Origin of the sequence: Nocardioides sp. zg-DK7169, from assembly GCF_013155365.1 — a bacterium.
GTDB lineage: Bacteria > Actinomycetota > Actinomycetes > Propionibacteriales > Nocardioidaceae > Nocardioides.
This window is the reverse complement of sequence record NZ_JABJRA010000005.1, coordinates 332,317-358,588: the sequence shown is the minus strand read 5'-3', so window position 1 is coordinate 358,588 and position 26,272 is coordinate 332,317. Positions and strand designations below refer to the sequence as shown.

24 protein-coding genes and 1 riboswitch are annotated in these 26,272 nt (G+C 75.0%); of the genes, 12 read left to right on the top strand and 12 right to left on the bottom strand.

The window, feature by feature from the left end; translation table 11 throughout:
- Positions 1-2: 2 nt before the first annotated feature.
- From HOQ23_RS10590 to HOQ23_RS10575, 4 genes are all read right to left on the bottom strand, one after another.
- Positions 3-608, bottom strand: coding sequence for a response regulator transcription factor (locus HOQ23_RS10590; RefSeq protein WP_172214483.1), 606 nt, complete (start codon positions 606-608; stop codon positions 3-5).
- Positions 605-1,810 carry a sensor histidine kinase gene (locus HOQ23_RS10585; protein ID WP_172214481.1) on the bottom strand — a complete coding sequence of 402 codons (1,206 nt, stop codon included), beginning with the start codon at positions 1,808-1,810 and terminating at the stop codon, positions 605-607. Before HOQ23_RS10585 ends, HOQ23_RS10590 begins: the two co-directional genes overlap by 4 nt.
- Positions 1,811-1,875: 65 nt before the next feature.
- Positions 1,876-2,694 (bottom strand): ABC transporter permease, encoded by an 819-nt coding sequence (locus tag HOQ23_RS10580; RefSeq protein ID WP_172214479.1) that lies wholly within the window; start codon positions 2,692-2,694, stop codon positions 1,876-1,878.
- On the bottom strand, positions 2,691-3,695 hold the full coding sequence (locus HOQ23_RS10575) for an ABC transporter ATP-binding protein (RefSeq protein WP_172214477.1): 1,005 nt from the start codon (positions 3,693-3,695) through the stop codon (positions 2,691-2,693). The genes HOQ23_RS10580 and HOQ23_RS10575 overlap by 4 nt, the downstream gene beginning before the upstream one ends.
- 204 nt (positions 3,696-3,899) lie before the next feature.
- Between HOQ23_RS10575 and HOQ23_RS10570 the strand changes: the two genes are divergently transcribed.
- The 5 genes from HOQ23_RS10570 to HOQ23_RS10550 are packed head-to-tail and all read left to right on the top strand — an operon-like array spanning position 3,900 to position 9,668.
- A complete protein-coding gene (locus tag HOQ23_RS10570) occupies positions 3,900-4,793 on the top strand; it encodes a PadR family transcriptional regulator (protein ID WP_172214475.1) in 894 nt (297 codons plus the stop codon).
- A complete protein-coding gene (locus HOQ23_RS10565; RefSeq protein WP_172214473.1) occupies positions 4,790-5,203 on the top strand; it encodes a DUF1707 domain-containing protein in 414 nt (137 codons plus the stop codon). Before HOQ23_RS10570 ends, HOQ23_RS10565 begins: the two co-directional genes overlap by 4 nt.
- The gene (locus HOQ23_RS10560) at positions 5,200-6,420 is read left to right on the top strand and encodes an acyl-CoA dehydrogenase family protein (RefSeq protein WP_172214471.1); all 1,221 of its coding nucleotides are present in this window, start codon (positions 5,200-5,202) and stop codon (positions 6,418-6,420) included. Before HOQ23_RS10565 ends, HOQ23_RS10560 begins: the two co-directional genes overlap by 4 nt.
- Before the next feature lie 44 nt (positions 6,421-6,464).
- Positions 6,465-9,020 (top strand): ATP-dependent helicase HrpB, encoded by a 2,556-nt coding sequence (hrpB, locus tag HOQ23_RS10555; protein WP_172214469.1) that lies wholly within the window; start codon positions 6,465-6,467, stop codon positions 9,018-9,020.
- Positions 9,021-9,068: 48 nt separating this feature from the next.
- Complete coding sequence (locus HOQ23_RS10550; protein ID WP_172214467.1) at positions 9,069-9,668, top strand: hypothetical protein; 600 nt, start codon at positions 9,069-9,071, stop codon at positions 9,666-9,668.
- A gap of 49 nt (positions 9,669-9,717) precedes the next feature.
- Here the strand turns inward: HOQ23_RS10550 and HOQ23_RS10545 are convergent, their stop codons facing one another.
- The 5 genes from HOQ23_RS10545 to HOQ23_RS10525 all read right to left on the bottom strand — a co-directional run bounded on the left by HOQ23_RS10545 (position 9,718) and on the right by HOQ23_RS10525 (position 13,198).
- Positions 9,718-10,032 (bottom strand): multidrug efflux SMR transporter, encoded by a 315-nt coding sequence (locus tag HOQ23_RS10545; protein ID WP_172214465.1) that lies wholly within the window; start codon positions 10,030-10,032, stop codon positions 9,718-9,720.
- Between the two features lie 10 nt (positions 10,033-10,042).
- A riboswitch (guanidine-III (ykkC-III) riboswitch) is annotated at positions 10,043-10,108 on the bottom strand.
- A gap of 6 nt (positions 10,109-10,114) precedes the next feature.
- A complete protein-coding gene (locus HOQ23_RS10540) occupies positions 10,115-11,074 on the bottom strand; it encodes an LLM class flavin-dependent oxidoreductase (protein ID WP_172214463.1) in 960 nt (319 codons plus the stop codon).
- An 85-nt stretch (positions 11,075-11,159) separates the two neighbouring features.
- Positions 11,160-12,077, bottom strand: a complete 918-nt coding sequence (locus HOQ23_RS10535) for a GNAT family N-acetyltransferase (RefSeq protein ID WP_172214461.1) — start codon at positions 12,075-12,077, stop codon at positions 11,160-11,162.
- Positions 12,078-12,215: 138 nt separating this feature from the next.
- The gene (locus HOQ23_RS10530; protein WP_172214459.1) at positions 12,216-12,824 is read right to left on the bottom strand and encodes a YceI family protein; all 609 of its coding nucleotides are present in this window, start codon (positions 12,822-12,824) and stop codon (positions 12,216-12,218) included.
- Positions 12,825-13,033: 209 nt separating this feature from the next.
- A complete protein-coding gene (locus tag HOQ23_RS10525) occupies positions 13,034-13,198 on the bottom strand; it encodes a hypothetical protein (RefSeq protein WP_172214457.1) in 165 nt (54 codons plus the stop codon).
- 286 nt (positions 13,199-13,484) lie between these two features.
- Between HOQ23_RS10525 and HOQ23_RS10520 the strand changes: the two genes are divergently transcribed.
- From HOQ23_RS10520 to HOQ23_RS10510, 3 genes are all read left to right on the top strand, one after another.
- Positions 13,485-13,748 carry a hypothetical protein gene (locus HOQ23_RS10520; protein WP_172214455.1) on the top strand — a complete coding sequence of 88 codons (264 nt, stop codon included), beginning with the start codon at positions 13,485-13,487 and terminating at the stop codon, positions 13,746-13,748.
- Positions 13,749-13,793: 45 nt separating this feature from the next.
- A complete protein-coding gene (gene glmS, locus HOQ23_RS10515; protein ID WP_172214453.1) occupies positions 13,794-15,635 on the top strand; it encodes a glutamine--fructose-6-phosphate transaminase (isomerizing) in 1,842 nt (613 codons plus the stop codon).
- A 325-nt stretch (positions 15,636-15,960) separates the two neighbouring features.
- Positions 15,961-17,706 carry a DEAD/DEAH box helicase gene (locus tag HOQ23_RS10510; protein ID WP_367650449.1) on the top strand — a complete coding sequence of 582 codons (1,746 nt, stop codon included), beginning with the start codon at positions 15,961-15,963 and terminating at the stop codon, positions 17,704-17,706.
- Positions 17,707-17,789: 83 nt separating this feature from the next.
- Here HOQ23_RS10510 and HOQ23_RS10505 read toward each other — a convergent pair whose 3' ends face one another.
- Entirely contained in the window at positions 17,790-18,215 is a 426-nt protein-coding gene (locus HOQ23_RS10505) for a hypothetical protein (RefSeq protein ID WP_172214449.1), read from the bottom strand.
- 229 nt (positions 18,216-18,444) lie between these two features.
- Between HOQ23_RS10505 and HOQ23_RS10500 the strand changes: the two genes are divergently transcribed.
- The 3 genes from HOQ23_RS10500 to HOQ23_RS10490 all read left to right on the top strand — a co-directional run bounded on the left by HOQ23_RS10500 (position 18,445) and on the right by HOQ23_RS10490 (position 22,905).
- Positions 18,445-19,281: an SGNH/GDSL hydrolase family protein gene (locus tag HOQ23_RS10500; protein WP_367650448.1), complete on the top strand. Its 837-nt coding sequence runs from the start codon at positions 18,445-18,447 to the stop codon at positions 19,279-19,281.
- Between the two features lie 15 nt (positions 19,282-19,296).
- A complete protein-coding gene (locus HOQ23_RS10495; RefSeq protein ID WP_253945349.1) occupies positions 19,297-21,213 on the top strand; it encodes a penicillin-binding transpeptidase domain-containing protein in 1,917 nt (638 codons plus the stop codon).
- A gap of 234 nt (positions 21,214-21,447) precedes the next feature.
- Entirely contained in the window at positions 21,448-22,905 is a 1,458-nt protein-coding gene (locus tag HOQ23_RS10490) for an NAD-dependent succinate-semialdehyde dehydrogenase (RefSeq protein ID WP_172214445.1), read from the top strand.
- Positions 22,906-23,000: 95 nt separating this feature from the next.
- Here HOQ23_RS10490 and HOQ23_RS10485 read toward each other — a convergent pair whose 3' ends face one another.
- Both HOQ23_RS10485 and HOQ23_RS10480 read right to left on the bottom strand, forming a co-directional pair.
- Positions 23,001-24,545, bottom strand: a complete 1,545-nt coding sequence (locus tag HOQ23_RS10485) for an SPFH domain-containing protein (protein ID WP_172214443.1) — start codon at positions 24,543-24,545, stop codon at positions 23,001-23,003.
- A 44-nt stretch (positions 24,546-24,589) separates the two neighbouring features.
- Positions 24,590-25,108, bottom strand: coding sequence for an NfeD family protein (locus HOQ23_RS10480; protein ID WP_172214441.1), 519 nt, complete (start codon positions 25,106-25,108; stop codon positions 24,590-24,592).
- An 87-nt stretch (positions 25,109-25,195) separates the two neighbouring features.
- On the opposite strand from HOQ23_RS10480, the gene HOQ23_RS10475 reads away from it, so the two are divergent.
- Positions 25,196-26,185, top strand: coding sequence for a DUF2332 domain-containing protein (locus tag HOQ23_RS10475; RefSeq protein ID WP_172214439.1), 990 nt, complete (start codon positions 25,196-25,198; stop codon positions 26,183-26,185).
- The last annotated feature ends 87 nt before the right edge of the window (positions 26,186-26,272 follow it).

The following is a 26,272-nucleotide window of genomic DNA, read 5'->3' as shown; positions in this document are numbered from 1 at the left end:
CCTCAGATCCAGCCCAGGCGGCGTGCGCTGGCGCAGGCGTCGTGGCGGTTGGCCGCGCCCAGCTTGGAGGTCGCGCTGGAGAGGTAGTTGCGCACCGTGCCCGGGCTGAGCGAGGCGCGCCGCGCGATGTCCTCGACCGGCGCGCCGTCGGCGGCGAGCTCGAGCACGTCGGCCTCGCGAGGGGTGAGCGGGCTGTCGCCGGCGGCCATCGCCTCGGCGGCCAGCTCGGGGTCGACGTAGCGGCGCCCGGCGTGGACGTCGCGCACCACCCGGGCCAGGGTGCTCGCCGAGGTCGTCTTGGGCAGGAACCCGCGCACGCCCACGCCGAGGGCGCGCTTGAGGTGTCCCGGGCGCCCGTGCCCGGTCACCATCACCACCCCGCAGCCCGGCAGCTCGGTCGCCAGCACCTCGGCGACCCCGATCCCGTCCAGGCCGGGCATCTGCAGGTCGAGGACGGCGACGTCGGGCCGCTCGGCGCGGGCCACGGCGAGCGCCTCGGGGCCGGAGGCGGCCTGGCCGACGACCACGAGGTCCTCCTCGAGGCCGAGCAGCTGGGCGAGCGCGACGCGGATCAGGTTCTCGTCGTCGGCGAGGAGGAGTCGGATCATCGCGCACCGCCCTCGGCCGCGGCCAGCCCCGCGCCGGCGGCCAGCCCCGCGCCGGCGGCCGGGACCACGGCGGGGGCCGTGCCGGGCAGGGCCGCGACCACGGAGAAGCGGTCCGGGGTGTGCGCGGTGCGCAGCGCGGCGCCCAGCGGGGCCAACCGGTCCGAGAGGCTCTGCAGCCCGGTCCCGACCTGGGCGCCGGCGGGGGCCGGGCGGTCGTTGGTGACGCACAGCTCGCCGTCGGCCCAGCGCACCTCGACCCGGGTCGCGGCGGAGTGGCGCAGGATGTTGGTGACCGCCTCGCGCACCACCCACGCGGCCGGCTCGTGCCACGCCGGCGGCAGCGCGTCGACGGCCACGTCGACCTCCGTGCCGGCGGAGCGCAGCAGGGAGCGGGCGCCCTCGAGCTCCTGGGCCCAGTCGGTGCCGCGGTACCCGCGGGCCAGCTCGCGGGCCTGGCGCAGCGCCTCGTGGGCGACCGCGCGGACCTCCCGCATCCGGGCGCCGGCACCGGGGTCGCCGCGCTCGGCGAGGGTCGCGGCCAGGTCGGCCTGCACCCCGATCACCGAGAGGTGGCGGCCCAGCACGTCGTGCAGGTCGCGGGAGAAGCGCAGCCGCTCCTCCGCGACCGCCAGCGCCGCCCGGCTGCGGCGCGCCTCGTCGAGCTCGCGGACCACCGCCAGCACCCACAGCGAGACCCGCACGGTGAAGACGAAGAAGCCGCCCACGCCCAGTCCGAGGAGCGCCAGCACCGGCTCGCCGGAGGCGACCGCGGGCGCGACGGTGAGCACCGCCAGCAGCACGGCGGTGGCCGTCCGGCCGCGCAGCCCGGCGACCGACCAGGCCAGCGCGCTCCACACCAGCATCACCGCCAGGCCGCGGGTCTCCTGGGGCAGCCACAGCGCCGCGACGTACGCCGCGGCGAGCAGTGCGAGGAAGGGTACGGCGCGGCGCGGCAGCGGCCCCGCCGACGGGTGCACCTCGATCACCTCGCGCAGCACCCGCGTCGCCGGCAGGCACAGGACCAGCCCGGCGACGCTGACGGCGAGCGCGAGGTCGTACTGCTCGACCGGGACCTGGGCCACCGCCTGCAGGGCGAAGAAGAACGGGGAGCCCCACAGCAGCACGTAGAGGGACTGGCGGGTGTAGGCGTCGACGCGGGAGACCTCGTCGCGGCCGGCCCAGCGCCACCAAGGTGTGCTCATCGGGGTCCCCCTCGGTGGGTGCGGGTGGCGGGTGGTGCGGGCTCATTGTGCCCGGTGGTGACCGCTCAGGAGCGCGGCTCCCAGCGCATGGATCGGGCGGCCAGCCAGCCGCCGAGCACGGTCCAGGCGAGGAGCACCAGCAGCGGCACCGCCGCGCCCGCCCACGCGTCCAGGCCGCCCATGGTCGGGACGTCGTCGTCGGGGCCGAGGCCGAACCAGGACCCGCGGACCAGGTCGGTGACCGCGCCGCCCGGGGTGAAGGCGATCCAGCGCTTCACCTCGTCGGGGAACCCCACGGCGAGCTGGCCCAGCACCAGCAGCCCCATGACCGGCATGCTGGTCAGCTGGGCGGCCTCGGCGTTGCGGGTCCAGGCCGCGGTCCAGAACGCCAGGGTCGCCAGCGTCACCGAGGCGAGCAGCACGGTCAGCAGGAACAGCACGGGCGCGCGCGGCGCGGGCACGCCCAGGGCCATGGCCGCGGGCACGGTCACGACCGCGATCAGCATGGCGATGATCGCGCCGGGGGCGGCGAGGGAGACCAGCAGCTCGGCGTCGCGGACCTCGCCGGTGCGCATCCGCTTGAGCACCAGCTCGTCGCGGCGGGTCACGATCATCGACAAGGTGTTGTAGAAGACCGGGAACAGCAGCGCGAGCATCACCACGGTGATCACCGCGGCCGCGCCCGGGCCGACCTCGCCGCGCTCGCCGGCGAGCACCAGGAGCAGCGGCAGCACCGGGAGGACCACGGCGTAGGACAGCGTCAGCCGGTTGCGCACCACCAGCCGCGCGTTGGCGCGCACCAGCCCGCTCAGGCGGCGCAGGGAGTCCCGGGCCGGGGAGGGCTCCGGGGCGGTGGACGGGGTGGCGGGGGCGAAGAAGCTCATCGGGCGGTCCCTTCGAGGGCGCGGTCGCCGGGCCGGGGCCCGGTGCGGGGGTCGTCGTCGGCGGGGTGGCGGGCGATGTCGAGGAACACCGACTCCAGGCTGGCGGTGCGGGCGTCGAGGCGCTCGAGGCGTACGCCGTGGCGCGTGGCCCAGCCGAGAAGCGCGCCGAGCGTGACCTGCAGGTCGTCGGTCTCGACGGTGGTGGTGCCGTGCTCGGCGTGCACGTGGCGCGCGCCGAGGGCCTCGGGCGCCGGCAGCGGCTCGGCGCTCACGGGCGTGGCGAACTGGACCCGCGAGGGCCGCTCGGCGGTGATCTGGGCGGCGGTGCCGTCGCGCACGATCCGCCCGCCGTGCATGATCGCGATCCGGTCGGCCAGCGCCTCGGCCTCCTCGAGGTGGTGGGTGCACAGCACGACCGTGCGCCCGGCGTCGCGCAACTCGCGCACCAGGTCCCAGAGTCGCTGGCGGCTCTCGGGGTCCAGGCCGGTCGAGGGCTCGTCGAGGAGCACCAGCTCGGGGTCGCCGAGCAACGTGCAGGACAGGTCCAGGCGCCGCTGCTCGCCGCCGGACAGCGCCCCGACGCGGGTGTCGGCGCGGCCGGCCAGGTCCAGCATGGCCAGGCCGTCGGACACCGGGCGCGGGTTGCTCAGCGTGGCCGCCCACAGCTCCAGGGTCTCGCGCACCGTGAGGTCGGCGGCGAAGCCGCTGCGCTGGAGGAGCACGCCGGTGCGGCGTCGTACCTTCGCCCGGTCCGCGACCGGGTCCAGGCCGAGCACCTCCACCGAGCCGGCGCTCGCGGGGGCGAGGCCCTCGACGACCTCCAGCAGCGAGGTCTTCCCGGCGCCGTTGGTGCCGAGCAGGGCCACGACGCTGCCGCGGGCGACGTCGAGGTCGACGCCGCGCACGGCCTCGAAGGCCGACTCCCCGGTGCCGTAGGTGCGCCGGAGCCCGCGCAGACGGACCGCGGGCGAGTCGTCGGTGGTGCGGGACGTGGTTGTCATGGCTCCCACGATGTCGTGCCGCGCGCGTCCGCGGCAGTGCGTGGCCTCATCGGTGTGCCATGACAAATGTCAGAACAGCCCCTCGCTCCCGGGTTTCTTGTTCCACCCCGCGCTCCGGCGTACGCTCGCGATATATCGCCGACCGGTCGTCATCGTCTCGCCCGGCCGGTGCACCACACGAACACCTACGACGAGGGAGTCGACATGGGACACGGACAGGGATGTGGGGACGGCGGCCTGGGGCGCGACCTCGGCCGGCTCGGCGCGCTGGGCCAGCAGTGGGGCCAGCAGTGGGCCCAGGAGCTGGAGGGGCTGCGTGCGCAGCACCGCGGCGGTCCGGGGGGATGGGACCAGGAGGGCGGCCGACGCGGCCACCGGCGCCCCGGCGGGTCGAGCGGCGGCTTCGGGAGCGGGTTCGGGGCGCCCTGGGCCCAGGGCGGGCACGGCGGGCCGCCGCCGTGGCTGTCCGGGATCTTCGGGCTCGGCCAGCCCGCCCGCGAGGAGCGGCGTGGCCCGCGGGTGCGCCGCGGTGACGTGCGCTCGGCGATCCTCGACGTGCTCGCCACCGCGGAGAAGAGCGGGGAGACGCTCAACGGCTACCAGGTGATCCAGCAGATCGAGGCCCGCTCGGGCGGCGCGTGGAAGCCCAGCCCCGGATCGGTCTACCCGACCATCCAGCAGCTGGAGGACGAGGGCCTGGTCGAGACCGTCTCCGACCGCGGCCGGCGCTCGCTGCTGCTCACCCAGGCCGGGGCGACCTACGTCGCCGAGCACGCCGAGGACCTTGCGGCGGTCTGGGCGCCCTTCGAGGACCCCGCGGAGCAGCGCGAGGGCGAGGGCCAGCACCCCGGCGGCACCGACCTGAAGCCGGAGATCGGGCAGGTCATGAGCGCCGTCTGGCAGGTGGTCACCACCGGTACGCCGCGCCAGCGGGCCGCGGCGGTCGAGATCCTCGTGGACGCCCGCCGCCGGCTCTACAGCGTGCTGGCCGACTCCGAGGGCGCCGACCCCGACGACGAGACCGACGTGCCGGACCGGCCGGGCCCGGACGGCGACGAGCGGCCCGACGCACCCCTGGACGAGGGAACGTCGTCATGACCCCCGGGGACGCCGCCCGCGTGCGCATCGGCGACGCCGAACGGCAGACCGCGGCCGACGTGCTGGCCGGGCACTACGCCGAGGGACGCCTCGACCCCGAGGAGCACGCGGAGCGTCTCGACCGGATCTGGACGGCGCGCACCCACGGCGACCTGGTGCCGCTCTTCGCCGACCTGCCCGCCGTCGGCGCTCCTGCCGCCCCGCGTGCTTGGGCGCCGGGTCCCGTCACGCCCGCTCGTCGCGGGCCGCGCGCGGCCCCGGTGATCGGGGTGCTCCTGCTGCTCGCCGTGGTGCTGCACCTGCCGCTGCTGGCGGTCCTGGCCGTGCTGACCGGGGTCCTCGTGATCGCCCGCCGGGTGAGCGGGCCCGGCCCCGGACGGCCCGTGCGGTCACTACGCTCACCCGTGTGACCTCGACCTCGCCGTCCTTCGACCTGTCTCCCGACCACGTCGAGCTGCGCTCGTGGGTGCACGACTTCGCCGCCGGGGTCGTCCGCCCGGCCGCGGCGGAGTGGGACGAGCGCGAGGAGTTCCCCTGGCCGGTGCTCGAGGAGGCCGCCAAGATCGGGCTCTACTCGCTGGACTTCTTCGCCACCCAGTCCTTCGACGAGACCGGCCTGGGCTTCCCGGTCGCGATGGAGGAGCTGTTCTGGGGCGACGCCGGCATCGGGCTCTCCATCGTCGGCACCGCGCTGGCCGCGGCGGCGCTGAGCTCCAACGGCACCCCCGAGCAGGTCGGCGAGTGGGCCCCGCAGATGTTCGGCACGCCCGGTGACCTGCGGATCGCGGCGTTCTGCTCCTCCGAGCCCGACGCGGGCAGCGACGTCGGCGCGATGCGCACCCGTGCGACGTATGACGAGGCGAGCGACGAGTGGGTCATCACCGGCACCAAGACCTGGGCGACCAACGGCGGCATCGCCGACGTCCACGTGGTCACCGCCGTGGTCGACCCCGACCTGCGCACCCGCGGGCAGGCCAGCTTCCTGGTGCCCCGCGGCACCCCCGGCCTGAGCCAGGGCCAGAAGTTCCACAAGCACGGCATCCGGGCCTCGCACACCGCCGAGGTCGTCCTGGACCGGGTCCGGGTGCCCGGGCGCTGCCTGCTCGGCGGCAAGGAGCGCCTCGACGCCCGGCTGGCACGCGCCCGCGAGGGCGGCGGCGCCCGCGGCAACGCCTCGATGGCGACCTTCGAGCGCACCCGCCCCGCCGTCGGGTCGCAGGCGATCGGGATCGCCCGGGCGGCCTACGAGGTGGCGCTGGACTACGCCCGCACCCGCGAGCAGTTCGGCCGCCCGATCATCGAGAACCAGGCGATCGCCTTCGCCCTCGCCGACATGCGCACCTCCATCGACGCGGCCCGCCTGCTGGTCTGGCGCGCCGCGTGGATGGCCGCCCAGGGCAAGACCTTCGAGGCCGCGGAGGGCTCGATGTCGAAGCTGGTGGCCGGCGAGACGGCCGTCAAGGTGACCACCCAGGCGATGCAGATCCTCGGCGGCAACGGCTACACCCGCGAGTACCCCGTCGAGCGCTGGTCGCGCGACGCCAAGATCTACACCGTCTTCGAGGGCACCTCGGAGATCCAGCGCCTGGTGATCGCCCGCGCCATCTCCGGGGCCCCGATCCGCTGAGGCCGGCTCGCGGGGGCGACCGCCGGGTCGGCAGACTTGACCGGGTGAGCTCCGACCCGATCGAGCGGCTGCTGGCCGCCCCGCCCGACCTCCCGGTCGCGGCCGGGCTGGACGCGCTGGTCGACGCGATCGCCGCGCGCGGGGCGGCGGTGCTGCACGCGCCGCCGGGCACCGGCAAGACGACCCTGGTGCCGCCCGCGGTCGCCGCCGCGCTCGGCGGCCGGGTCGTGGTGACCCAGCCGCGGCGCATCGCCGCGCGCGCCGCGGCCCGTCGCCTGGCCCACCTGCTGGGCGAGCCGGTCGGCGCCACGGTCGGGTACGCCGTGCGCGGGGAGCGCAGGGTCGGCGCGGCCACCCGGATCGAGGTGGTGACCACGGGGGTGCTGCTGCGCCGCCTCCAGCGCGACCCCGAGCTGCCCGGCGTCGCCGCGGTCGTCCTCGACGAGGTGCACGAGCGCCAGCTCGACGTCGACCTGACCCTCGCCCTGCTGGTCGACGTCCGCGACAACCTGCGCCCCGACCTGGCCGTGGTCGCGATGTCGGCGACCGTGGAGGCCGGGCGCACGGCGGCGGTCCTGGCCGGCCGGGACGCCGAGGGTGGCAGCGGGGCGCCGGTGCCGGTGGTCGGGGTGCCCGGCGCCCTGCACCCGGTCGCGGAGCACTGGTGCCCGCCGCCCCCCGGCGTACGACGCCTCGACGAGCGGGGCGTGACCCCCGCCTTCCTCGACCACGTGGCGGCCACGACGCGGCGGGCGCTGGCCGAGCAGCCCGGCGACGTGCTGGTCTTCCTGCCCGGCGTCGGGGAGGTGGGCGGGGTGGTGCGCCGTCTCGCGGGGCTGGACGCCGACGTGCGCCCGCTGCACGGCCGACTCCCGACCGAGGAGCAGGACCTGGCCCTCACCGCCGGGGCGCGGCGCCGGGTCGTGGTGTCGACCTCGGTGGCGGAGTCCTCGCTGACGGTGCCCGGGGTGCGGGTGGTCGTCGACGCCGGCCTGGCCCGCCAGCCGCACACCGACCACCGCCGCGCCCTCGCCGGGCTGGTGACGGTCCCGGTCAGCCGGGCCGGCGCCGAGCAGCGGGCCGGGCGGGCCGGGCGCGAGGGCCCGGGCGCGGCGTACCGCTGCTGGTCGGCCGTCGAGCACACCCACCTCGACCCGCACCCCGCGCCGGAGATCGCCACCGCCGACCTGACCGCCTTCGCCCTCGAGCTCGCCGTGTGGGGCAGCCCGGACGGCTCCGACCTGGCGCTGCTCGACCCGCCACCACCGGCGGCGCTCGCCTCCGCCCGGGCCACCCTGGTCGCCCTCGGAGCGGTCGAGGTGGCCGGCGCCGTGACCGCCCGCGGCCGCGAGATCGCCCGGGTCGGCACCGACCCGCGCCTGGCCCGCGCGCTGCTCGACGGCGCCGGGCTGGTGGGCGCGCGGCGCGCGGCCGAGGTGGTGGCGCTGCTCTCCGAGGACGTGCGGGTCCCCGACGGGGACCTGGTCGCCGCCCTGCGGGCGCTGCGCCGCGGCGCGCCCGGCCTGCCGGTCGGCGCGTGGCGCACCCAGGCACGCCGCCTGCGCGACGCGCTGCCGCCCGGGGAGCGGCAGGAGCGCCCGGGCGCCGAGGTCCTCACCGACGACCTGGCGGTCGGGCTGGTCGCCGCGCTGGCCCACCCGGACCGGATCGCACGCCGGCGCCGGGACTCCTCGGCGTACCTGATGGCGTCGGGGACCGGAGCCGTCCTCGCCCCGGGCCAGACCGCGCTCGCCGGGCTGCCCTGGCTCGTGGTCGCCGACGCCGAGCGCCGCCCCGGCCAGCGCGACGCGACCGTGCGCGCCGCCGCCCCGCTCAGCGAGGACCTGGCCCTGGAGGCCGCGCCGTCGCTGTGGCACGAGCGCGACCGGGTCATCTGGCAGGACGGCCGCGTCGTGGCCCGTCGTACGACGCGGCTCGGCGCGATCGAGCTCTCCTCGGTGCCGCTGCCCGACCCGCCGCCCGCGCTGGTCGCGGAGGCGGTGAGCGAGGCGCTGCGGCGCGAGGGCGTGGCCCTGCTGCCGTGGACCGAGGCCGCCACCGCGCTGCGCGCCCGGCTGGCGTTCCTGCACCGCGCGCTCGGCGAGCCGTGGCCGGACGTGTCCGACGAGGCGCTCAGCGCCACGGTCGAGACCTGGCTGGGCCCCGAGCTGGCCGGGCTGCGCGGAGGCCGCGACCTGCGCCGCCTCGACCTGGTCGGCGCGCTGCGCCGGCTGCTGCCCTGGCCGGAGGCGTCCCGCCTCGACGAGCTGGCGCCCGAGCGGGTCACCGTGCCCAGCGGCTCGACGGTGCGCCTGGACTACGGCGCCGACCAGCCGGTGCTCGCGGTCCGTCTCCAGGAGGTCTTCGGCTGGAGCGACGCGCCCCGCCTGGCGGGCGGGCGGGTGCCGGTGCTGCTGCACCTGCTGTCGCCGGCGCGCCGCCCGGTCGCGGTCACCGCCGACCTCGCGTCGTTCTGGCAGCAGGCCTATCCGCAGGTGCGCGGCGAGCTGCGCGGGCGCTACCCGAAGCACTCCTGGCCCGAGGACCCGCTCACCGCGGAGCCGACCGCGCGTGCCGCCCGGGCGGGGCAGCGCCGGTGAGGGTGTCTCGATGAGGGGTGCGGGGAGCTGGCCGGGGCGGAGGTCTCGATGAGGCGGCAGCGCTTCGCCGGCCGGATCGCGGGCGCCGGCACCTCGAGCGGCACCCGGGTCGTGGTCGGGCACTGGCACGACACCCCGATGGGCGCCTTCTCGGACGCGATGGTCGAGACCGCCAGCGGCCACCGGGTGCTGCTGGCGCCGCGCGAGGAGGTCGCGGACTTCATCGCCGCGACGTACTCCTTCGACGAGGTGCGGGTCGAGGACTTCACGGTGACCAGCGACCCCTCGCTGTGGCAGGTGCGCTCGCCCTCGCTGCACCTCGACCTGGTCGTGGGGGCCCCGACCGGGCTCGGGCGGCTGCTCTCGGTCGTGCCGCGCGGCCTGTCCACCGCCCCGGCGTGGTGCGCGCTGACCGACCCGGTGGCGCGGGTGGTGCTGCGCGGGGTCCGGACCCGCGGCAGTGCCGGGGGCGGGCGCCGGGAGTACTACGGCGCCACCGGGGTCCGCAGGGTCCTCGCCGCCCGCGGTGCCTGGGAGGGTGCCGACCTCGGCACCCTCGCCCCGGTCGACCCGCCCCCGCGCTTCGGCTTCTCCTCCACGCCCCGACGGCCCTCGGTGACCGACGTGGTCACCACGGTCCTCGGCTGAGCTGGGGGGCTGCGGCGGCGGCGACGCCGCCGGAACCCGAGGACCGGCCTCAGCTCACGACCTTCAGCCCGATGACACAGCCGACGATGCCGGCGAGCAGCAGCACCTTGACGACCGAGGCGTCCTCGGTGCCGGTGGCCATCGACCAGGCGACGGTCAGGGTGGCGCCGATGCCGACCCAGACGGCGTACGCCGTGCCGGTCGGGATGGTGCGCATCGCCCAGGCCAGGCCGGCCATGCTGGCGGTGAGGCCGGCGACGAACACGATCGACGGCACCAGCCGGGACAGGCCGTCGGAGCGGCCGAGGGCGACGGCCCAGACGGCCTCGAGGGCACCGGAGAGGGCGAGCACGAGCCAGGACATGGGAGACCTCCATGGCCCGTCTTGTCGCTGGCCGGGTACGGGTCCCCTCGTCCGGGAGCCGCGCTCGCGGCTCGCGCCGATCCTACCCGCGCACCGCCGGCAGCACCGTCTCGCACACCAGCCGCAGGCTGGTCCACGACGGCTCGGCCGGCAGCCCGCCGCACGCGGGGTGGCTGGTCACCAGCCGCACCTCCCGGGCCCGGATCCGCTCGACGAGGTCGTCGGGGGTGAGGACGAGGTAGACCCCCGCGGCCCGCATCTCCTCCACCGTCCGCGACGGGTCGAGCACGTGGGAGGCGGCCTCGCCGTGCCACTGCTGGTACGACGTGGCGTCGGCCAGCAGGTGGTGGCCCCAGCGCTCCCAGAACTCCTCGGGGTCCGGGGTGCAGAAGACGTTGGCGGGGCCGGTGCGCGGCGTGGTGAGCACCATCCCGGGCTCGTGGCCGGCGTCGCGGCAGGCCTGCTCGTAGGTCTCGCGCAGCGCGGGGTCGGCGTGCTGGGGCTGGAAGTGCAGGCCCAGGCGGGCCGCGCGCCGGGCGGCGGCCGGGGTGCCGCCGCCGTAGAACAGCACCGGGTGCGGGTCGGAGAACGGCCCCGGGGTCGTCACGCCCTCGCGCCACAGCCGCAGCAGCTCGACCAGCCGCTCCTCCAGGTCGCGCCCGCGGGTGGACCAGGGGCGCCCGTGCACGTCGTACTCCTCGCGGCGGTAGCCGAGCCCGACGGTGTAGCTGACCCGCCCGCCGCTGAGGTGGTCCAGCACGGCGAGGTCCTCGGCCAGCCGCACCGGCTCGTAGAGGTTGACCAGCAGCGCGGAGACCGTGATCGGGACCCGCCGGGTCACCGCCGCGAACGCGCTCGCCAGCAGCAGCGGGCTCGGCAGGTAGCCGTCCTCGGCGACGTGGTGCTCGGAGACCATCAGCGCGTCGAGGCCGTGGGCGTCGACGTACGCCGCCTGCTCGACCGCGCGGGTGTAGAGCTCGTGACGCTCGGCGGGCGTGGCGCCCGGGGCGCGCAGGTCGTAGCGCGCGGCGAAGCTGGCCATGGCCCACACCCAAGCAGATCGCGGGGCGCATGGGTACGGCTTCGGGCCGGCTCCTCGGTGCGCCGCGGCTCGACGCTGCTCGGCCTCAGAGCGCGATCGCGCGGTGCACCCAGGTCGAGGTGACCACCATGCCGACGCGCTCGTAGAGGCCCAGCGCGCCGGTGCGGGAGTCGGTCGCCAGCTCCGAGCGGGTGGCGCCGTGCACGCGGGCCTGGGCGAAGGCGTCGACGAGCAGCGCCTGGGCCAGACCGCGGCCGCGCTGGTCGCGACGGGTGGCGAGGCGGTCGACGTACCCGCAGTCCCCGGCGAGCAGGACGACGGCGCACGCCACGACGTCGCCGTGCGGGTCCAGGACCACCCGCAGGTGCCACGGCTCGAAGCCGGGCCGGTCGGGCACCCGGGCGGTCCAGTCCTTGAAGGACTCCCGCTCGCGCCGCGACCACTCCAAGAAGGCGTCCTCCAGCAGCGTCCAGCAGGCGCGGAGCTCGTCCTCGCGGGCGCCACGCAGCGTGTATCGGTCCGGCAGCGGCCGGGGCGGGACCTCGGCGCCCGGCGGCAGCTCGAGCACCCAGCTGGTCCAGCGCACCTGGTAGCCCAGCGCGGCGAGCAGCCGGTCGCCCGGCGACCCCTCGGGCACGGGCATCCCGATGGTCCGACTGCCCTGGCGCCGCGCGAGGTCCTGCATCCGGTGCGCCAGCCACGTGCCGATCCCACGACCGCGGTGGTCGGGGTGCACGGCCGCGTCACCGCGCTCGCCGTCGACCTCGGCGTACGCCACCATCCGCTCGCCGTCGAGCACGGCCACCGAGGACGCGGCCAGGTCGTGGGAGGGCCGCTGCCAGTCGGCGACCAGGTCGGCCTCCTCGATCACCACCTCACCGACATCGGCGAGCTCCTGGGCGGCCATCAGCTCGAAGACCGCCCGCGAGTCGCTCGGGGCGAGGGGCCGGGTGGTGAGCCCGGCGGGGAGTCCGTCGGCGGGCTCGGGGGCGGCTGCGCTCATCCCCTGAGTGCAGCAGGAAATGCCGACCGGGGCCTCCCGTTTTCGGCAGGCCCCGGTGGGGTGGTGCTGGAGGTGGTGCTGGTGCGGCGGTGGCGAACTACCCGCGCCGCGCCGACCCCCGCGCCCGCTCGCAGACGCTCAGGCGTTCTTGATCGCCGAGACGTCGAACTCGAGCTTGATCTTCTCCGAGACCAGCAGGCCGCCGGTCTCGAGCGCGGCGTTCCAGGTCAGGCCCCAGTCCTTGCGGTTGATGGCGGTGGCGCCCTCGAAACCGACGCGGAGGTTGCCGAACGGGTCCTGCGCCGAGCCGGTCTCGTCGAAGGCGATGGTGAGCGACTTGGTGGTGCCCGCGATGGTGAGGTCGCCGGTGATCGCCCAGGTGTCGTCGTCGACCTTCGACACGTCGGTCGAGACGAAGGTGATCTCCGGGTTGTTCTCGGCGTCGAAGAAGTCGGCCGAGGCGAGGTGTCCGTCGCGGTCCGGGCTGCCGGTGTCGATCGAGGCCGTCTTGATGGTGATGCTCACCGAGGACGCCGACGGGTCGGTCGTGTTGATGGTGGCGGTGCCGGCGAAGTCGCGGAACGAGCCGCGCACCGTGGTCACCATGGCGTGACGGGCGCTGAAACCGATCCGGCTGTGGCTCGGGTCGATCGTGTAGGAGCCGGTCAGGTCGTCGACCGCGCTGGTGGGCGCGTCGAAGACGTCGGTGGCGGGCTCGGCGGTGGGCTTGCGGCTGAAGATGCTCATGGTGGCGCTCCGTAGGCAGAAGTGTTGAAGTTTCAACCACCGTAACCCGGGCTGGCCTCGATCCATTCCCGGACCCGTGAGCATTTTCGCCCGCGGGTCGACGGGCGCGTCGTTCATACGCAACAGGGCCGCGATCCCGGTCGGGATCGCGGCCCTGATGACTGGTGTGCGGCCGGTCGGTGACCGGCGTGGGACCAGTGGGGTGCGGGTCAGGCGGCGTGCTGGCCGACCTGGCCGCCCTGGCTGACCTGGGAGGCGCGAGCGGTGGGTACCCAGCGCGCCTCGAGTCGGCTGCGGCCGTCGGGACCCATGACGTCCACCCAGCGCATCCGGGGTCGGTCGGTCGCCCGTGCGGCGTGTCCTGTGTCGAGCATCTGACACCTCCTGTTCATCTTCTGTTCACCTACGTTACCCGATCTCCACCAGAACACGCGACCCGCCGCGCGATTCGGCCCAGGCGCCCCACCTGGGCACGTCCTCACTGCGAGATGTGCACGCCATCCCCCACTGTCCGCGCATCACGCGGGGCCGCAGGGCGAGGTGTCGTTTTTCGGAGGGCGGGGCAGATCGCCGTGGCTGGCATGGGGCGGTTCTGTGATTTTCTGCCCGATTTCGGGCAGAAGGTTGCGACAGCGCCTGTTGCGGAGCACAGTGGACGGCATGTTCGCCGACCCTGTCCTCATCGACCACGTCGCGCGGACCACCGGTCTCAGCCAGTCCGAGGCGCGCCGGGTGGTGGTGGACGTCCTGTCCTTCCACCACGAGCCGGTCGAGGACCTGGTACGCCGCCGGCACGCGGAGCTGCGAAGCGCCGGCGCTCGCAACGAGCAGGTCTTCGCCGCGCTCGCCACCGAGCTCGCCTCCCGCGTCGTGGCCGGCCCCGCGCTCACCGAGCGCCAGGTGCGCCGCATCGTCTACGGCTGACGGCGGCGCCCACATCCCCCCTCTTACGTCTGGAAAGGCACGGCCATGTGCGGAATCGTCGGATGCATCGGCACCCAGCAGGCGGCCCCGCTGCTGCTGGAGGGCCTCTCACGTCTCGAGCACCGCGGCTACGACTCCGCCGGCATCGCGGTGCTGCCGCCGGCCGCCGGCAGCGCCCCGCGGATCGTCAAGCGCGCCGGGCGGGTGCGCGACCTCGCGGACGCGCTCCCGAAGCGGTTCGCCGGGCGGGTCGGCGTCGGTCACACCCGCTGGGCGACCCACGGCCCGGCGACCGACGCCAACGCCCACCCGCACACCGACGCGTCGGGCCGCGTCGCCGTGGTCCACAACGGCATCATCGACAACGCGGCCGCGTTGCGCGCCCGGCTCACCGACGCGGGCGTGGAGCTCACCTCGGACACCGACACCGAGGCACTGGCCCACCTGATCGGCCGCTCCGGCGCCGAGACGCTCGAGGCCAAGGTCGCCGACGCCCTCTCGCTCGTCGAGGGGACCTGGGGGATCGCGGTGCTGCACGCCGACTTCCCTGATCGGATCGTGATCGCCCGCAACGGCAGCCCGCTGATCATCGGAGTCGGCGAGCGCGAGATGCACGTCGCCTCGGACCTCGCCGCGCTGGTGCGCTACACGACGACCGTGGCCCACCTCGCGGACGGCGAGATGGCGACGCTGACCGCCGGCGGGTTCACGACGTACCGCCAGGACCTCAGCGCCACCGCGACCACCCCGACCCACCTCGACATCGAGGCGGCCGCCTTCGACGCCGGCGAGTACGACTCCTACATGCTCAAGGAGATGTTCGAGCAGCCCGCGGCCGCCGAGCGGGTGCTGAGCGGGCGCCTGGACGACCGGTTCGGCACCGCGCACCTCGGCGGGCTCGGCATGGACGCCCGGGAGACCCGCGCGGTACGCCGGGTGAAGATCCTCGGCTGCGGCTCGGCGTACTACGTCGGGCAGATGGGCGCGACGCTGATCGAGGAGCTGGTCCGGATCCCGGCGGACGCCGAGGCGGCCAGCGAGTTCCGCTACCGCGACCCCGTGATCGAGCCCGACACCCTCTACGTCGCGATCAGCCAGTCGGGCGAGACCGTCGACACCCTGCTCGCCGTGCAGGAGATCCGCCGCAAGGGCGGGCGGGTGGTCGGCCTGGTCAACGTCGTCGGCAGCGCGATCGCGCGCGAGTGCGACGGCGGCATCTACCTGCACGCCGGGCCCGAGGTGGCGGTCGCCTCGACCAAGGCGCTGACCACCATGTTCCTGGGCTGCGCGCTGCTCGCGCTCCAGCTCGGCCGGGTCCGCGACCTGTCCGTCGCCGACGGGCGCCGGCTGATCGCCGGGCTCCAGGCGCTGCCGGGCCAGATCCAGGAGGTGCTGGACTCCGAGCAGGAGCTGGTGCCGCTGGCGAAGCGCCTCGCCGAGGCGGAGAGCCTGTTCTTCATCGGCCGGGTGCGCGGCTACCCGGTGGCCCGCGAGGGCGCGCAGAAGTTCAAGGAGATCAGCTACCGCCACGCCGAGGCCTACCAGACCTCCGAGCTCAAGCACGGCCCGCTGGCGTTGATCTCGCCGGCCGTGCCGACGGTCGCGATCGTGCCCGCCGACGAGCTGGTCGACCGCAACGTGGGGGCGCTGCACGAGATCGCCGCACGCGGCGGCCCGCTGGTCGTGGTCACCCATCGCGAGGTGGACCTCGGCGACCTCGAGGGCCGCGAGGGCGTCGCGCGCATCGACGTGCCCCGCACCGAGCGCGAGCTGGACCCGATCCTGCTCACCATCCCGCTGCAGCTGCTCGCCTACCACGCCGCGAGCCACCTCGGCCTCGACGTCGACAAGCCGCGCAACCTGGCCAAGTCGGTGACGGTGGAGTGAGCCTCGGCCCGCGATGAGCGGAACACGGAGCGCACCGGCTTCGCCGGCTCCGGTCGCGGCTCAGCGCCAGGCGGGCAGGTCCCGGTGACGAGCAGGTCCCCGGTGACGAGCAGCTCACGTCACCGACCGTCGCCGGGGCGAAGGTCACGGCCTCGTCGTGCCGGGCCTCGTCGTGCCGGGCCTCGGCGGACCGCACGGGACGGACTGCTCCACCGAGAGGCTCGTGTGCGCGACGTCTCATGGGCGCGTCGCTGGCGGCCGCGTGACGAATCACTCCACCGCCACGAATCGGGCCTGGGTGGCGCGGACCACTACCGTGGGGCTCGTGAGCACCGAAGAAACCGTGTCAGAGACCCCGACCTTCGCAGAGCTCGGCCTCGACGACGCCGTTCTCAAGGCGCTGCGTGACGTCGGCTACGAAACCCCCTCTGCGATCCAGGCCCAGACCATCCCGCCGCTGCTGGCCGGCCGCGACGTCGTCGGCCTGGCCCAGACCGGCACCGGCAAGACGGCGGCCTTCGCGCTGCCCATCCTGTCGCGCCTCGACATCAAGCAGAAGACCCCGCAGGCGCTCGTGCTGGCCCCGACCCGTGAGCTCGCGCTCCAGGTCTGCGAGGCCTTCGAGCGCTACGCCGCGCACCTCAAGGGCGTCCACGTCCTGCCGGTGTACGGCGGCCAGGGGTACGGCGTCCAGCTCTCCGCGCTGCGCCGCGGCGTACACATCGTCGTCGGCACGCCGGGTCGCATCATGGACCACCTCGACAAGGGCACCCTCGACCTCTCCGAGCTGCGCTTCCTCGTCCTCGACGAGGCCGACGAGATGCTCAACATGGGCTTCGCCGAGGACGTCGAGACGATCCTCGCCGGCACCCCTGCGGACAAGAACGTCGCGCTGTTCTCCGCGACGATGCCCTCGCAGATCCGCCGGATCTCCAAGAAGTACCTGAACGACCCGCAGGAGATCACCGTCAAGGCCAAGACGGGGACCGCCTCCAACATCACCCAGCGCTACCTGACGGTGAGCTACCCGCAGAAGGTCGACGCCCTCACGCGCATCCTCGAGGTCGAGAACTTCGAGGGCATGATCGTCTTCGTCCGCACCAAGAACGAGACCGAGACGCTCGCCGAGAAGCTGCGCGCCCGCGGCTTCAGCGCCGCCGCGATCAACGGTGACGTCAACCAGGCGGTGCGTGAGCGCACGGTCAACCAGCTCAAGTCGGGCAAGCTCGACATCCTGGTCGCCACCGACGTCGCCGCCCGTGGTCTCGACGTCGACCGGATCAGCCACGTCGTCAACTACGACATCCCCACCGACACCGAGTCCTACGTGCACCGCATCGGCCGCACCGGCCGCGCGGGTCGCAGCGGCGACGCCATCTCCTTCATCACCCCGCGCGAGCGCTACCTGCTCAAGCACATCGAGAAGGCCACCCGCCAGCCGCTCACCCAGATGCACCTGCCGAGCGCGGAGGACGTGAACAACACGCGTCTGTCCCGCTTCGACGACCAGATCACGGCCGCGCTGGGCCAGACCGAGCGGATCGACAAGTTCCGCGACATCGTGGCCCACTACGTGCGCAACCACGACGTGCCGGAGGCCGACGTGGCCGCCGCGCTCGCCGTCGTCGCGCAGGGTGACGAGCCGCTGCTGCTCGACCCGGCCGCCGAGCGCCCGATCCGTGAGCCGCGCGGCGAGGAGCGCGACCGTCCCGAGCGCTCCGCCACCCGCGGCCAGCGCACCTCGCGGGGCAGCGACGTCCCGCTCGCGACGTACCGCATCAGCGTGGGCAAGCGCCACAAGGTCGAGCCGCGCCAGATCGTCGGCGCGATCGCCAACGAGGGCGGCCTGCGTCGCCAGGACTTCGGCAACATCGCGATCCGCCCGGAGTTCTCGCTGGTCGAGCTGCCCGCGGACCTTCCCGACGAGGTCTTCGAGGCGCTGCGCGGAACCCGCATCTCCGGCAAGCTCATCGAGCTGACCAAGGACAACGGCCCGCGTCGCAGCTCCGCGCCCCGTCGCGAGGACTCCTCCGACGGCGAGCGGTACCGCAAGCCGCGCCACAAGGGCTGAGCGACACCGCTCCAGATCCGCACAGCAGGGCCCGCCGGTTCGACCGGCGGGCCCTGCTGGCGTCTCGGGGGGACGTCGGTGCGTCAGCGGCGTGGGCGGTCGCGCCAGGCTGCGGTGCTCCACAGCGCCCAGACGACCAGGACCGGCTGGAAGAACAGGCGCACGAACCGCTTCCGGTCGCTGTCCAGGCCGAAGGCGTCGGTTCCCTCGAGGTACTGCGCGATGTTGCCGGGGAAGATCGCGATGAAGAACGCCGCGGCGAGCAGGCCGGTCGGGATCCGGCCGCGGGTCCAGGCGAAGAGCGCCGCGCCGAGGGAGATCTCCGCGATCCCCGAGACCAGCACCACCGGGTCGTCGTCGACGGGGAACCAGTCGGGCACCTGGGCGCTGAACTCCTCCCGCGCGAAGGTCAGGTGACTGACGCCGGCGAAGACGAGGACGGCGCCGAGCAGGCGGCGGGCGAGGGTGCGCGGCAGCGAGGTCGGCGGCGCGTCGGTGAGGGAGGCCATGGCACAACCTAGGCAGGTCCCGCCAAACCGGGCCAGACCCAGACCGGCCAGACCGGCCAGACCGGCCAGGTCGGTCAGGTCATCGGGGCGGGCAGGCCACCGGCGGTGCACAGGCGGTCCCCGTGCGCGGTCCTCGACACGAGCTCCCGAGGACCCTGGTGGGTGGCGGCGCCCGGTGCTCGGCTGGAGCTGCGGCCGCACCCGCGGCCACGGAGCCCCGGAGGTCGCCGTGCACCGATCCCTCGCCCTGCTGCTCAGCCTCGTCATGGTCTTGGCGCTGCCCGTCCTCGCCGGTCCACCGGGCGGCGCGGCCGCCGCGTCGGGACCCGGTGCGGGCCGGGACGACGCGCCCCCCGTGTACGTCGCGCTGGGCGACTCCTTCTCCTCCGGCGTCGGCACCCGCACCTACCTCGACGACGGCTCGGGGTGCCTGCGCTCGGCCCACGCCTACCCGGCCCGCCTGGCGCGTGCCGCGGGGTGGCGGCTGCGGTTCGAGGCCTGCTCGGGGGCGACCTCGGTGCAGGTGCGTCGCCGCCAGCTGGCCGCGCTCGTCGGGGCCGACTACGTGACCGTGGGTGCGGGCGGCAACGACGCCCGGTTCAAGGCGGTGCTCACCCAGTGCGCCCTGCCCCGGTGGGCGGGCGACTGCGCCGAGGCGGTGGACGGGGCTGACAAGGTCGTCCGCGACGTGCTGCCCGACCGGCTGGACCTGCTGATGCGACGCATCGCCGCCCGGGCACCCGGCGCGGTCGTCGTGGTGGTCGGCTACCCGCGGCTGTTCATGGGGGAGGACTGCAACGTCGCCACCTGGTTCTCCCCGGACGACCAGCGCCGCCTGGCCGCGACCCAGCGCGCGCTCAACGCGGCGCTGCGCGCGGCGGCGCGCACCGCCGGCTTCGGCTTCGCCGACCCCACCGCCGCGTTCACCGGGCACGCGGTCTGCGACGACCGCGAGTGGGTCAACGGCCTCTCGCGCCCGCTGCGCGAGAGCTACCACCCCAACCGCGCGGGCCACCGCGCCGGCTACGCGCCGCTGGTGTCGGCCCGCCTGCGCGACGGCGGGTGATGCATGATCGCACCCATGTCTCGTCCCACCCGGCTCCCGGCGCGCGCCGGGGCGCTCGCCCTCGTCCTGACCCTCGCCGGGTCGCTGACCGCCTGCACCGAGGACGACGAGGGGCCCGACCCGCGCCCCGAGGCCGAGGCGCTGGCGGCCGCGCTCCAGGCCGGGGACCTCGAGGGCGTGGAGCTCGGCGGTCCGCTCGGGGCGCAGGCGCCGGCGGCGTACCCCGAGACGGTGGCGCGCCTCGGGGACGTCGAGCCGAAGGTGCGGGTCGCGGACGTGCAGGCGCCAGACGACGACGGCACCGAGGCGACGGCCACCCTGGAGTGGAGCTGGCCGCTCGCGGAGCAGCCGTGGGACTACACCACCGAGGTGACGCTGGAGCGGGCCGGCGAGGGATGGCGGGCGGTCTGGGCCCCGACGGTGGTCGAGGGGTCCCTGGCCGAGGACGAGCTGCTCGACGCCACCACCGTCGCCCCGGCCCGCGGTGACCTGCTCGGCGCCCGAGGCCTGGCGCTGGTGACCGACCGGCCGGTGCTGCGCCTGGGCGTCGACCGGTCCCGGGTGACCCGGCCGCAGGCGGTCGCCGCCGCGCGCCGCCTCGCCGCGCTGCTCGACCTCGACGCCGCGGCGTACGTCGAGCGCGTGCGGGCCGCGGGCGAGCTGGCCTTCGTCGAGGCGATCACGCTGCGCCGCGAGGACGTCGAGCCGGCCCTCGCCCGCGCCTACCCCCGGATCGAGGGCGTGCTGGGGATCCCCGACGAGCAGCCGCTGGCCCCGAGCCGCGGGTTCGCCGCCGCGATCCTCGGGACCGTCGGTCCGGTGAGCGCCGAGATGGTCAAGGAGGACCCGGAGGCCTACCGCGCCGGGGACGTCGCTGGGCTCTCCGGCCTGCAGGCCCGCTACGACGAGCAGCTGCGCGGCACCCCCGGCGTGGTGGTCGCCGCGATCTCCGACGACCCGTCCGGCGGCGACGACGAGCGCGAGCTGTACCGGGTCGACGCCGTCGACGGCGAGGACCTCGCGCTCACCCTCGACCTCGACCTGCAGACGGCGGCCGAGGCGGCGCTGGCCGACGAGTCCTCGCCCAGCGCCGTGGTGGCGCTGCGGCCCAGCGACGGGGCCCTGCTCGCGGCCGCCAACGGACCGGGCACCGAGGGCTACAACGTCGCGACCTACGGCCAGTACGCGCCCGGCTCGACCTTCAAGATCGCGACCAGCCTCGCGCTGCTGCGCGCCGGCCTGCGCCCGGACAGCGCGGTCTCCTGCCCGCCGTCGGTGAGCGTCGACGGCAAGCGGTTCGAGAACTACTCCGGCTACCCGGCGGCCGCGCTCGGCCGGATCTCGCTGCGCGACGCGGTGGCGAACTCGTGCAACACCGCCCTCATCGGCGCCCGCGACCGGCTCGGCGCCGACGACCTCGCGGCCGCGGCGGCGTCGCTGGGACTCGGGGTCGACCACGACCTCGGGTTCCCCGCCTACTTCGGCAGCGTCGAGCCGCCCGCCAGCGAGACCGAGGCCGCGGCCGACATGATCGGCCAGGGCACCGTGCTCGCCTCCCCGATGGTGATGGCCGCGGTCATCGGCTCGGTGCAGGCCGGCTCGCTGGTGGTCCCGCGGCTGCTCGAGGAGGCCGAGGTGAGCGCGCCCGAGGACGTCGCACCCCTGACCGGCGCAGAGGCCCGTCAGCTGCGCGCGATGCTGCGCGCGGTGGTCACCGACGGCAGCGGCCGGCTGCTCGCCGACCTGCCGGGCCCGCCGGTGATCGCCAAGACCGGTACCGCCGAGTTCGGCGCGTCCGGCAAGGTCGACACCCACGCCTGGATGGTCGCTGCGCAGGGCGACCTCGCCGTCGCCGTATTCGTCGAGCGCGGCGACTCCGGCTCCGGCACCGCCGGCCCGGTCCTGGCGCAGGTCCTCCGCGCCGCCCGCTGACGCCAGCCCTCGGTCGGGCACCGCCCGGGAGAAAGGGCGAACCCCTCGCCGCATGGGGTCGGCGAGGGGTTCATGTCGAATTCAAAGTGCTCCCTCCGAAATCGACATCCAGATGTTGTCACGCCCGTCCGGGCGGTGTCAGGGGAATCTCCGGAGATACCGCAGGATTTGCGGCGTGGATCACGTCACCTGCGCAGACCCGGCCCAGTGGGTCCGTGGTGGCAGGATCGCTGCATGAGCGGACTCGACCTCCTCGGACCCGACCACCGCAACCTTCTCGTCGCGGGCGCGTGGCGCCCGGCACGAGACGGGCGCCGCTTCGAGGTCTGGGACCCCGCCGACGCCTCCGTGCTCACCGACGTCGCCGACGCCTCGGTGTCGGACGCGGTGGCGGCGCTCGACGCGGCGGTGGAGGCGCAGCACGACTGGGCCCGCACGCCACCGCGCGAGCGCGGGGAGATCCTGCGCCGGGCCTTCGAGATGATCGCCGAGCGCGCCGAGGACTTCGCCCACCTGATGAGCCTCGAGATGGGCAAGCCGGTCGCGGAGGCGCGCGGCGAGGTCGGCTACGGCAACGAGTTCCTGCGCTGGTTCTCCGAGGAGGCGGTCCGCGTCCACGGCCGCTGGATGACCGCCCCCGCGGGCGGCAGCCGGCTGGTGACCATGAAGAAGCCGGTGGGGCCCTGCCTGTTCATCACCCCGTGGAACTTCCCCCTCGCCATGGGCACCCGCAAGATCGCCCCGGCCGTGGCGGCGGGCTGCACGATGGTCCTCAAGCCCGCCCAGCAGACCCCGCTGACGATGCTCGCCCTCGCCGCGGTGCTCCAGGAGGCCGGCCTGCCCGCGGGCGTGCTCAACATCGTCACCACCACCCGCTCCCGGGAGGTCAGCGAGACCCTCCAGGCCGACCCGCGGCTGCGCAAGGTGAGCTTCACCGGTTCCACCGCCGTCGGTCGCACGCTGGTGCGCCAGTCCGCCGACCACCTCCAGCGCCTCAGCATGGAGCTCGGCGGCAACGCGCCGTTCCTGGTCTTCGAGGACGCCGACCTCGACGCGGCCGTCGACGGCGCGATGGTGGCGAAGATGCGCAACATGGGCGAGGCCTGCACCGCCGCCAACCGGTTCCTGGTGCACTCCTCGGTCGCCGCGGAGTTCGGACGCCGCCTCGGCGAGCGGATGGCCGCGATGCGCGTGGGCCGCGGCCAGGAGGACGGCGTCGAGGTCGGCCCGCTCATCGACGAGGACGCCGTCGCCTCGGTGACCCGCCTCGTGGACGCCGCGGTCGCCGACGGCGCCGAGGTCGCCGGGCGCGGGAGCGTGCCGGAGGGCGACGGCTACTTCTACCCGCCGACCGTGCTCATCGGCGTACCCCACGACGCGGCGCTGTCCCGCGAGGAGGTCTTCGGCCCGGTCGCGCCGGTCACCACCTTCGAGACCGAGGAGGAGGCGGTACGTCGCGCGAACGACACCGAGTACGGCCTGGCCTCCTACGTCTACACCCGCGACCTGGCGCGCACGATCCGGGTGGCCGAGGCGCTCGACTTCGGGATGGTCGGGATCAACACCGGCCTGCTGTCGAACCCCGCGGCGCCGTTCGGTGGGGTGAAGGCGAGCGGGTTCGGGCGCGAGGGCGGCTTCGAGGGGATCGAGGAGTACCTCGAGACCACCTACGTCGCGCTGCCCGCCGACTGAGGGCCGCCGCGAGGCCCAGAGCACCCACAGACAGCCGAGGGGTGGACCGCCACGGCGGTCCACCCCTCGGCTGCGTGCGGTCCGACCCGTGGCGCTCAGGAGCGCTGGGCGAGCTCCTGGCCGTCGTGGTCGTTGACGCCCGGGTGGGCGTCGGTCTTCGCGGACGGCACGGCGCCCTCGACGGCGCGCTTGATCAGCGCCTCGAAGTCGAGCCCGGTCGAGGTCTTGAGCATCGACATCGTCTGCACGACGTTGTCGGTGACCTGGCGCGGGAGTGCGGCCGCACCGTCGGTGGAGACGACGGTGAGCTGGTCGATGGCGCCGATCGGGGCGGCCACCTCGCGGGCCACCTGCGGCAGCACCTCGATGAGCATCTGGAGCACGGCCGCGTCGTTGTAGTGCGCGAACGCCTCGGCGCGCCGGTCCATGGCCTCGGCCTCGGCCTGGCCGATCGCCAGGGTGGCGGCGGCCTTGGCCTCGCCCTCGGCGCGGACCGCGTCGGCCTCCGCCGTACGACGGGCCTTCTCGGCCTCACCGCGCTTCGCGCCCTCGATCGCCTCGGCGTCGGCCAGCGCGGCACGGCGCGAGCGCTCGGACTCACCGGTCAGGCGGGCCTCCTCGGCCTTGGCCTGGGCGGCGGCGATCGAGGCGGCCTTGCGGGCCTCGGCGGCCGCGATCTCGGCGTTGCGCTGGGCCTCGGCCTCCTGCTCGACGCGGTAGCGCGCGGCGTCGGCGGGCTTGCGGACCTCGGTCTCGAGCTGGCGCTCGGTCAGCGCGGCCTGCTGGACGGCCACCTTCTCCTGCTCGGCGAAGATCGCCTGGTCGCGCTCGGCCTGGGCGAGCGGGCCGGCGGCGGCAGCGGTGGCGGAGGCGGCGTCGGTCTCGGCCTTGATCTCGGCCTGCTTCAGCGCGAGGGTGCGCTGCGCGATCGCGATCTCCTCCTCGGCCTTGATGCGCGCCTGCTCGGCGGCCTGGCGGGCGTTGGCCTCGGCGATCGCGGCCGTCTGGCCGATCCGGGCCGCCTCGGGGCGCCCGAGGTCGGCGAGGTAGCTGCCGTCGTCGGTGACGTCCTGGATCTGGAAGGTGTCGAGGATCAGGCCCTGGCCGGTGAGGGAGTTCTCCGACTCGTCGGCGACCCGCTGGGCGAAGGCGCCGCGGTCGCGGATGATCTGCTCGACGGTGAGGCCGCCGACGATCGAGCGCAGCGCGCCGGCCAGCACCTCCTGGGTGAACGGCTCGATGTCGCCCTGCTGGGAGAGGAAGCGCTGCGCGGCGAGCCGGATCTGGTCGGCGTTGCCGCCGACCTTGACGATCGCGACGCCCTCGACGTTGAGCTTGATGCCCTGGCCGGACACGGCGCCGCGGATCTGCACCGAGATCCGGCGGCTGGACAGGTCGAGGGTGCCGAGCTTCTGCACGAACGGGATGACGAACGTGCCGCCACCGAGGATGACCTTCTGCCCCGACAGGTCCGTGGTCAGCGCGCCGGTCTCCGGGTTGATCACCGCCTTGCCCTTGCGGCCGGTGACGATGAAGGCCTCGTTGGGTCCCGCCACCTTGTAGCGGCTGGTGACGAGCAGGATGAGCAGCACGACGAGGGCGATCAGCCCGATGACGGGGACGAGTGCGGAATCTGGCACGGGGGTCCTTTCGAGGGTCTCCCGCGGCGCGGGAGGGTGGTCAGTCAGTCGGGCAGGATCGGCCAGACCGGGGCGACGGTGACGGCGGTCGGCGAGAGCACCCCGGTGACGTGGATGGCGGTGCCGGACGGGATCGGCTCCGCGGCGCGGGCGTTGAGGCGCAGCACGTGGCCGCCGACCAGGACGCGCACCGTGCCGAGGCCGTCGGCGGGGATCTCGGTGGTGACCGTGCCGTCGCGGCCGATGGCGTCGTCGGTGCGCACGGTGTCGTCGCTGCCGCCGCCGCGGACCAGCGAGGTGAGGCGGGCCGCGAACCAGGCGAAGAGCACGCCCGCTCCGACGCCGACCGGTACGGCGAGGGCCATCGGCCCGTCGGCGCCGTCCACGGCCGCGGCGCCGAAGCCGAAGGCCGAGACGAAGGCGCCGATCACCGCGGTCGAGAAGAGGTCGCCGCCCAGGCCGCCGAGGAGCCCGTCGCCGACGCCGTCCAGCACGTCGCCGAAGAGCAGCGAGACGGCGAGCAGCACCAGCCCGACGATCCCGATGATCAGGAACGGCGTCATCGTGCTCCCCCCACGTGGCCGTCCCCCATGACGACCGGTGCCTGCACCCTAGCGTCATCCCGGGCCGTGCTGGTCCATGATGCGGCCATGGAGCCCTTCATGGACCCGGCCGAGCAGTACGCCATGTTCGCCACGGACGCCCGCGACTCGCCCTGCTTCAGCGAGTGGGCCGCCGCGGTCGCCCGGGACGAGGAGGTCCTGGCCTGGCTGGCCACGCTGCCGCCGATCAAGCAGCAGCCGAACCTGGTCTTCGCGGCCGCCCGGTGGCACGGCGTACCCGCCCCCGGGCCGTACGACGCGCTCCGCTCGGCGCTCCTCGACGACGACGGGACGATCCGCGAGACGATCCTGAGCCGCTCCACCCAGACCAACGAGGCCGGGCGGATGGCCACCCTGCTGCCGGCGATCACCTCGCTCGGGCTCGAGGGCCCGATCAGCCTGCTCGAGGTCGGTGCGAGCGCGGGGCTGTGCCTCTACCCCGACCGGTGGGGCTACGCCTGGCGGACCGAGGCGGGGGAGGTGCGCCTGGGCGGGGAGCCGCGGCTGACCTGCGCGGTGCGCGGCGCCCTGCCGCCGCTGCCCGACCGGCTGCCGGAGGTGGCCTGGCGCGGCGGCCTGGACCTCAACCCCGGCGACGTCACCGACGAGGACGCGATGGCCTGGCTGGAGAACCTGGTCTGGCCCGAGCAGGACGAGCGTCGCGAGCGGCTGCGCCACGCGATCGCGATCGCCCGCGCCGAGCCGCCGCGGCTGGTCCGCGGCGACCTGCTGAGCGACCTGCCGGACCTGCTCGAGGTGGCCGCCGGGCAGGGCCCGGTGGTGGTGTTCCACAGCGCGGTGGTGGCCTACCTCGAGCCCGAGGGCCGCGAGCGCTTCCACGACCTGATGACCGGCCTGGTCGCCGACGGGGCCTGCCACTGGGTCAGCAACGAGGGCAAGGGGGTGCTGCCGCGGATCACCGAGACCGGACCGCCGGTCCCCGAGGGGCACCCGACGTTCGTGACCGGCGTCGACGGCCGCGCGGTCGCCTGGACCCACGGCCACGGCCGCTCCCTGCGCTGGGTCGCCGGGTCCTGACCCGCGAGGGGGAGGCCTGGCTGGGCGACACCTGCTGCGCGAGCGTCGATGACCGGGCCTCGACCCACCTCACGATCGGGCACGAAC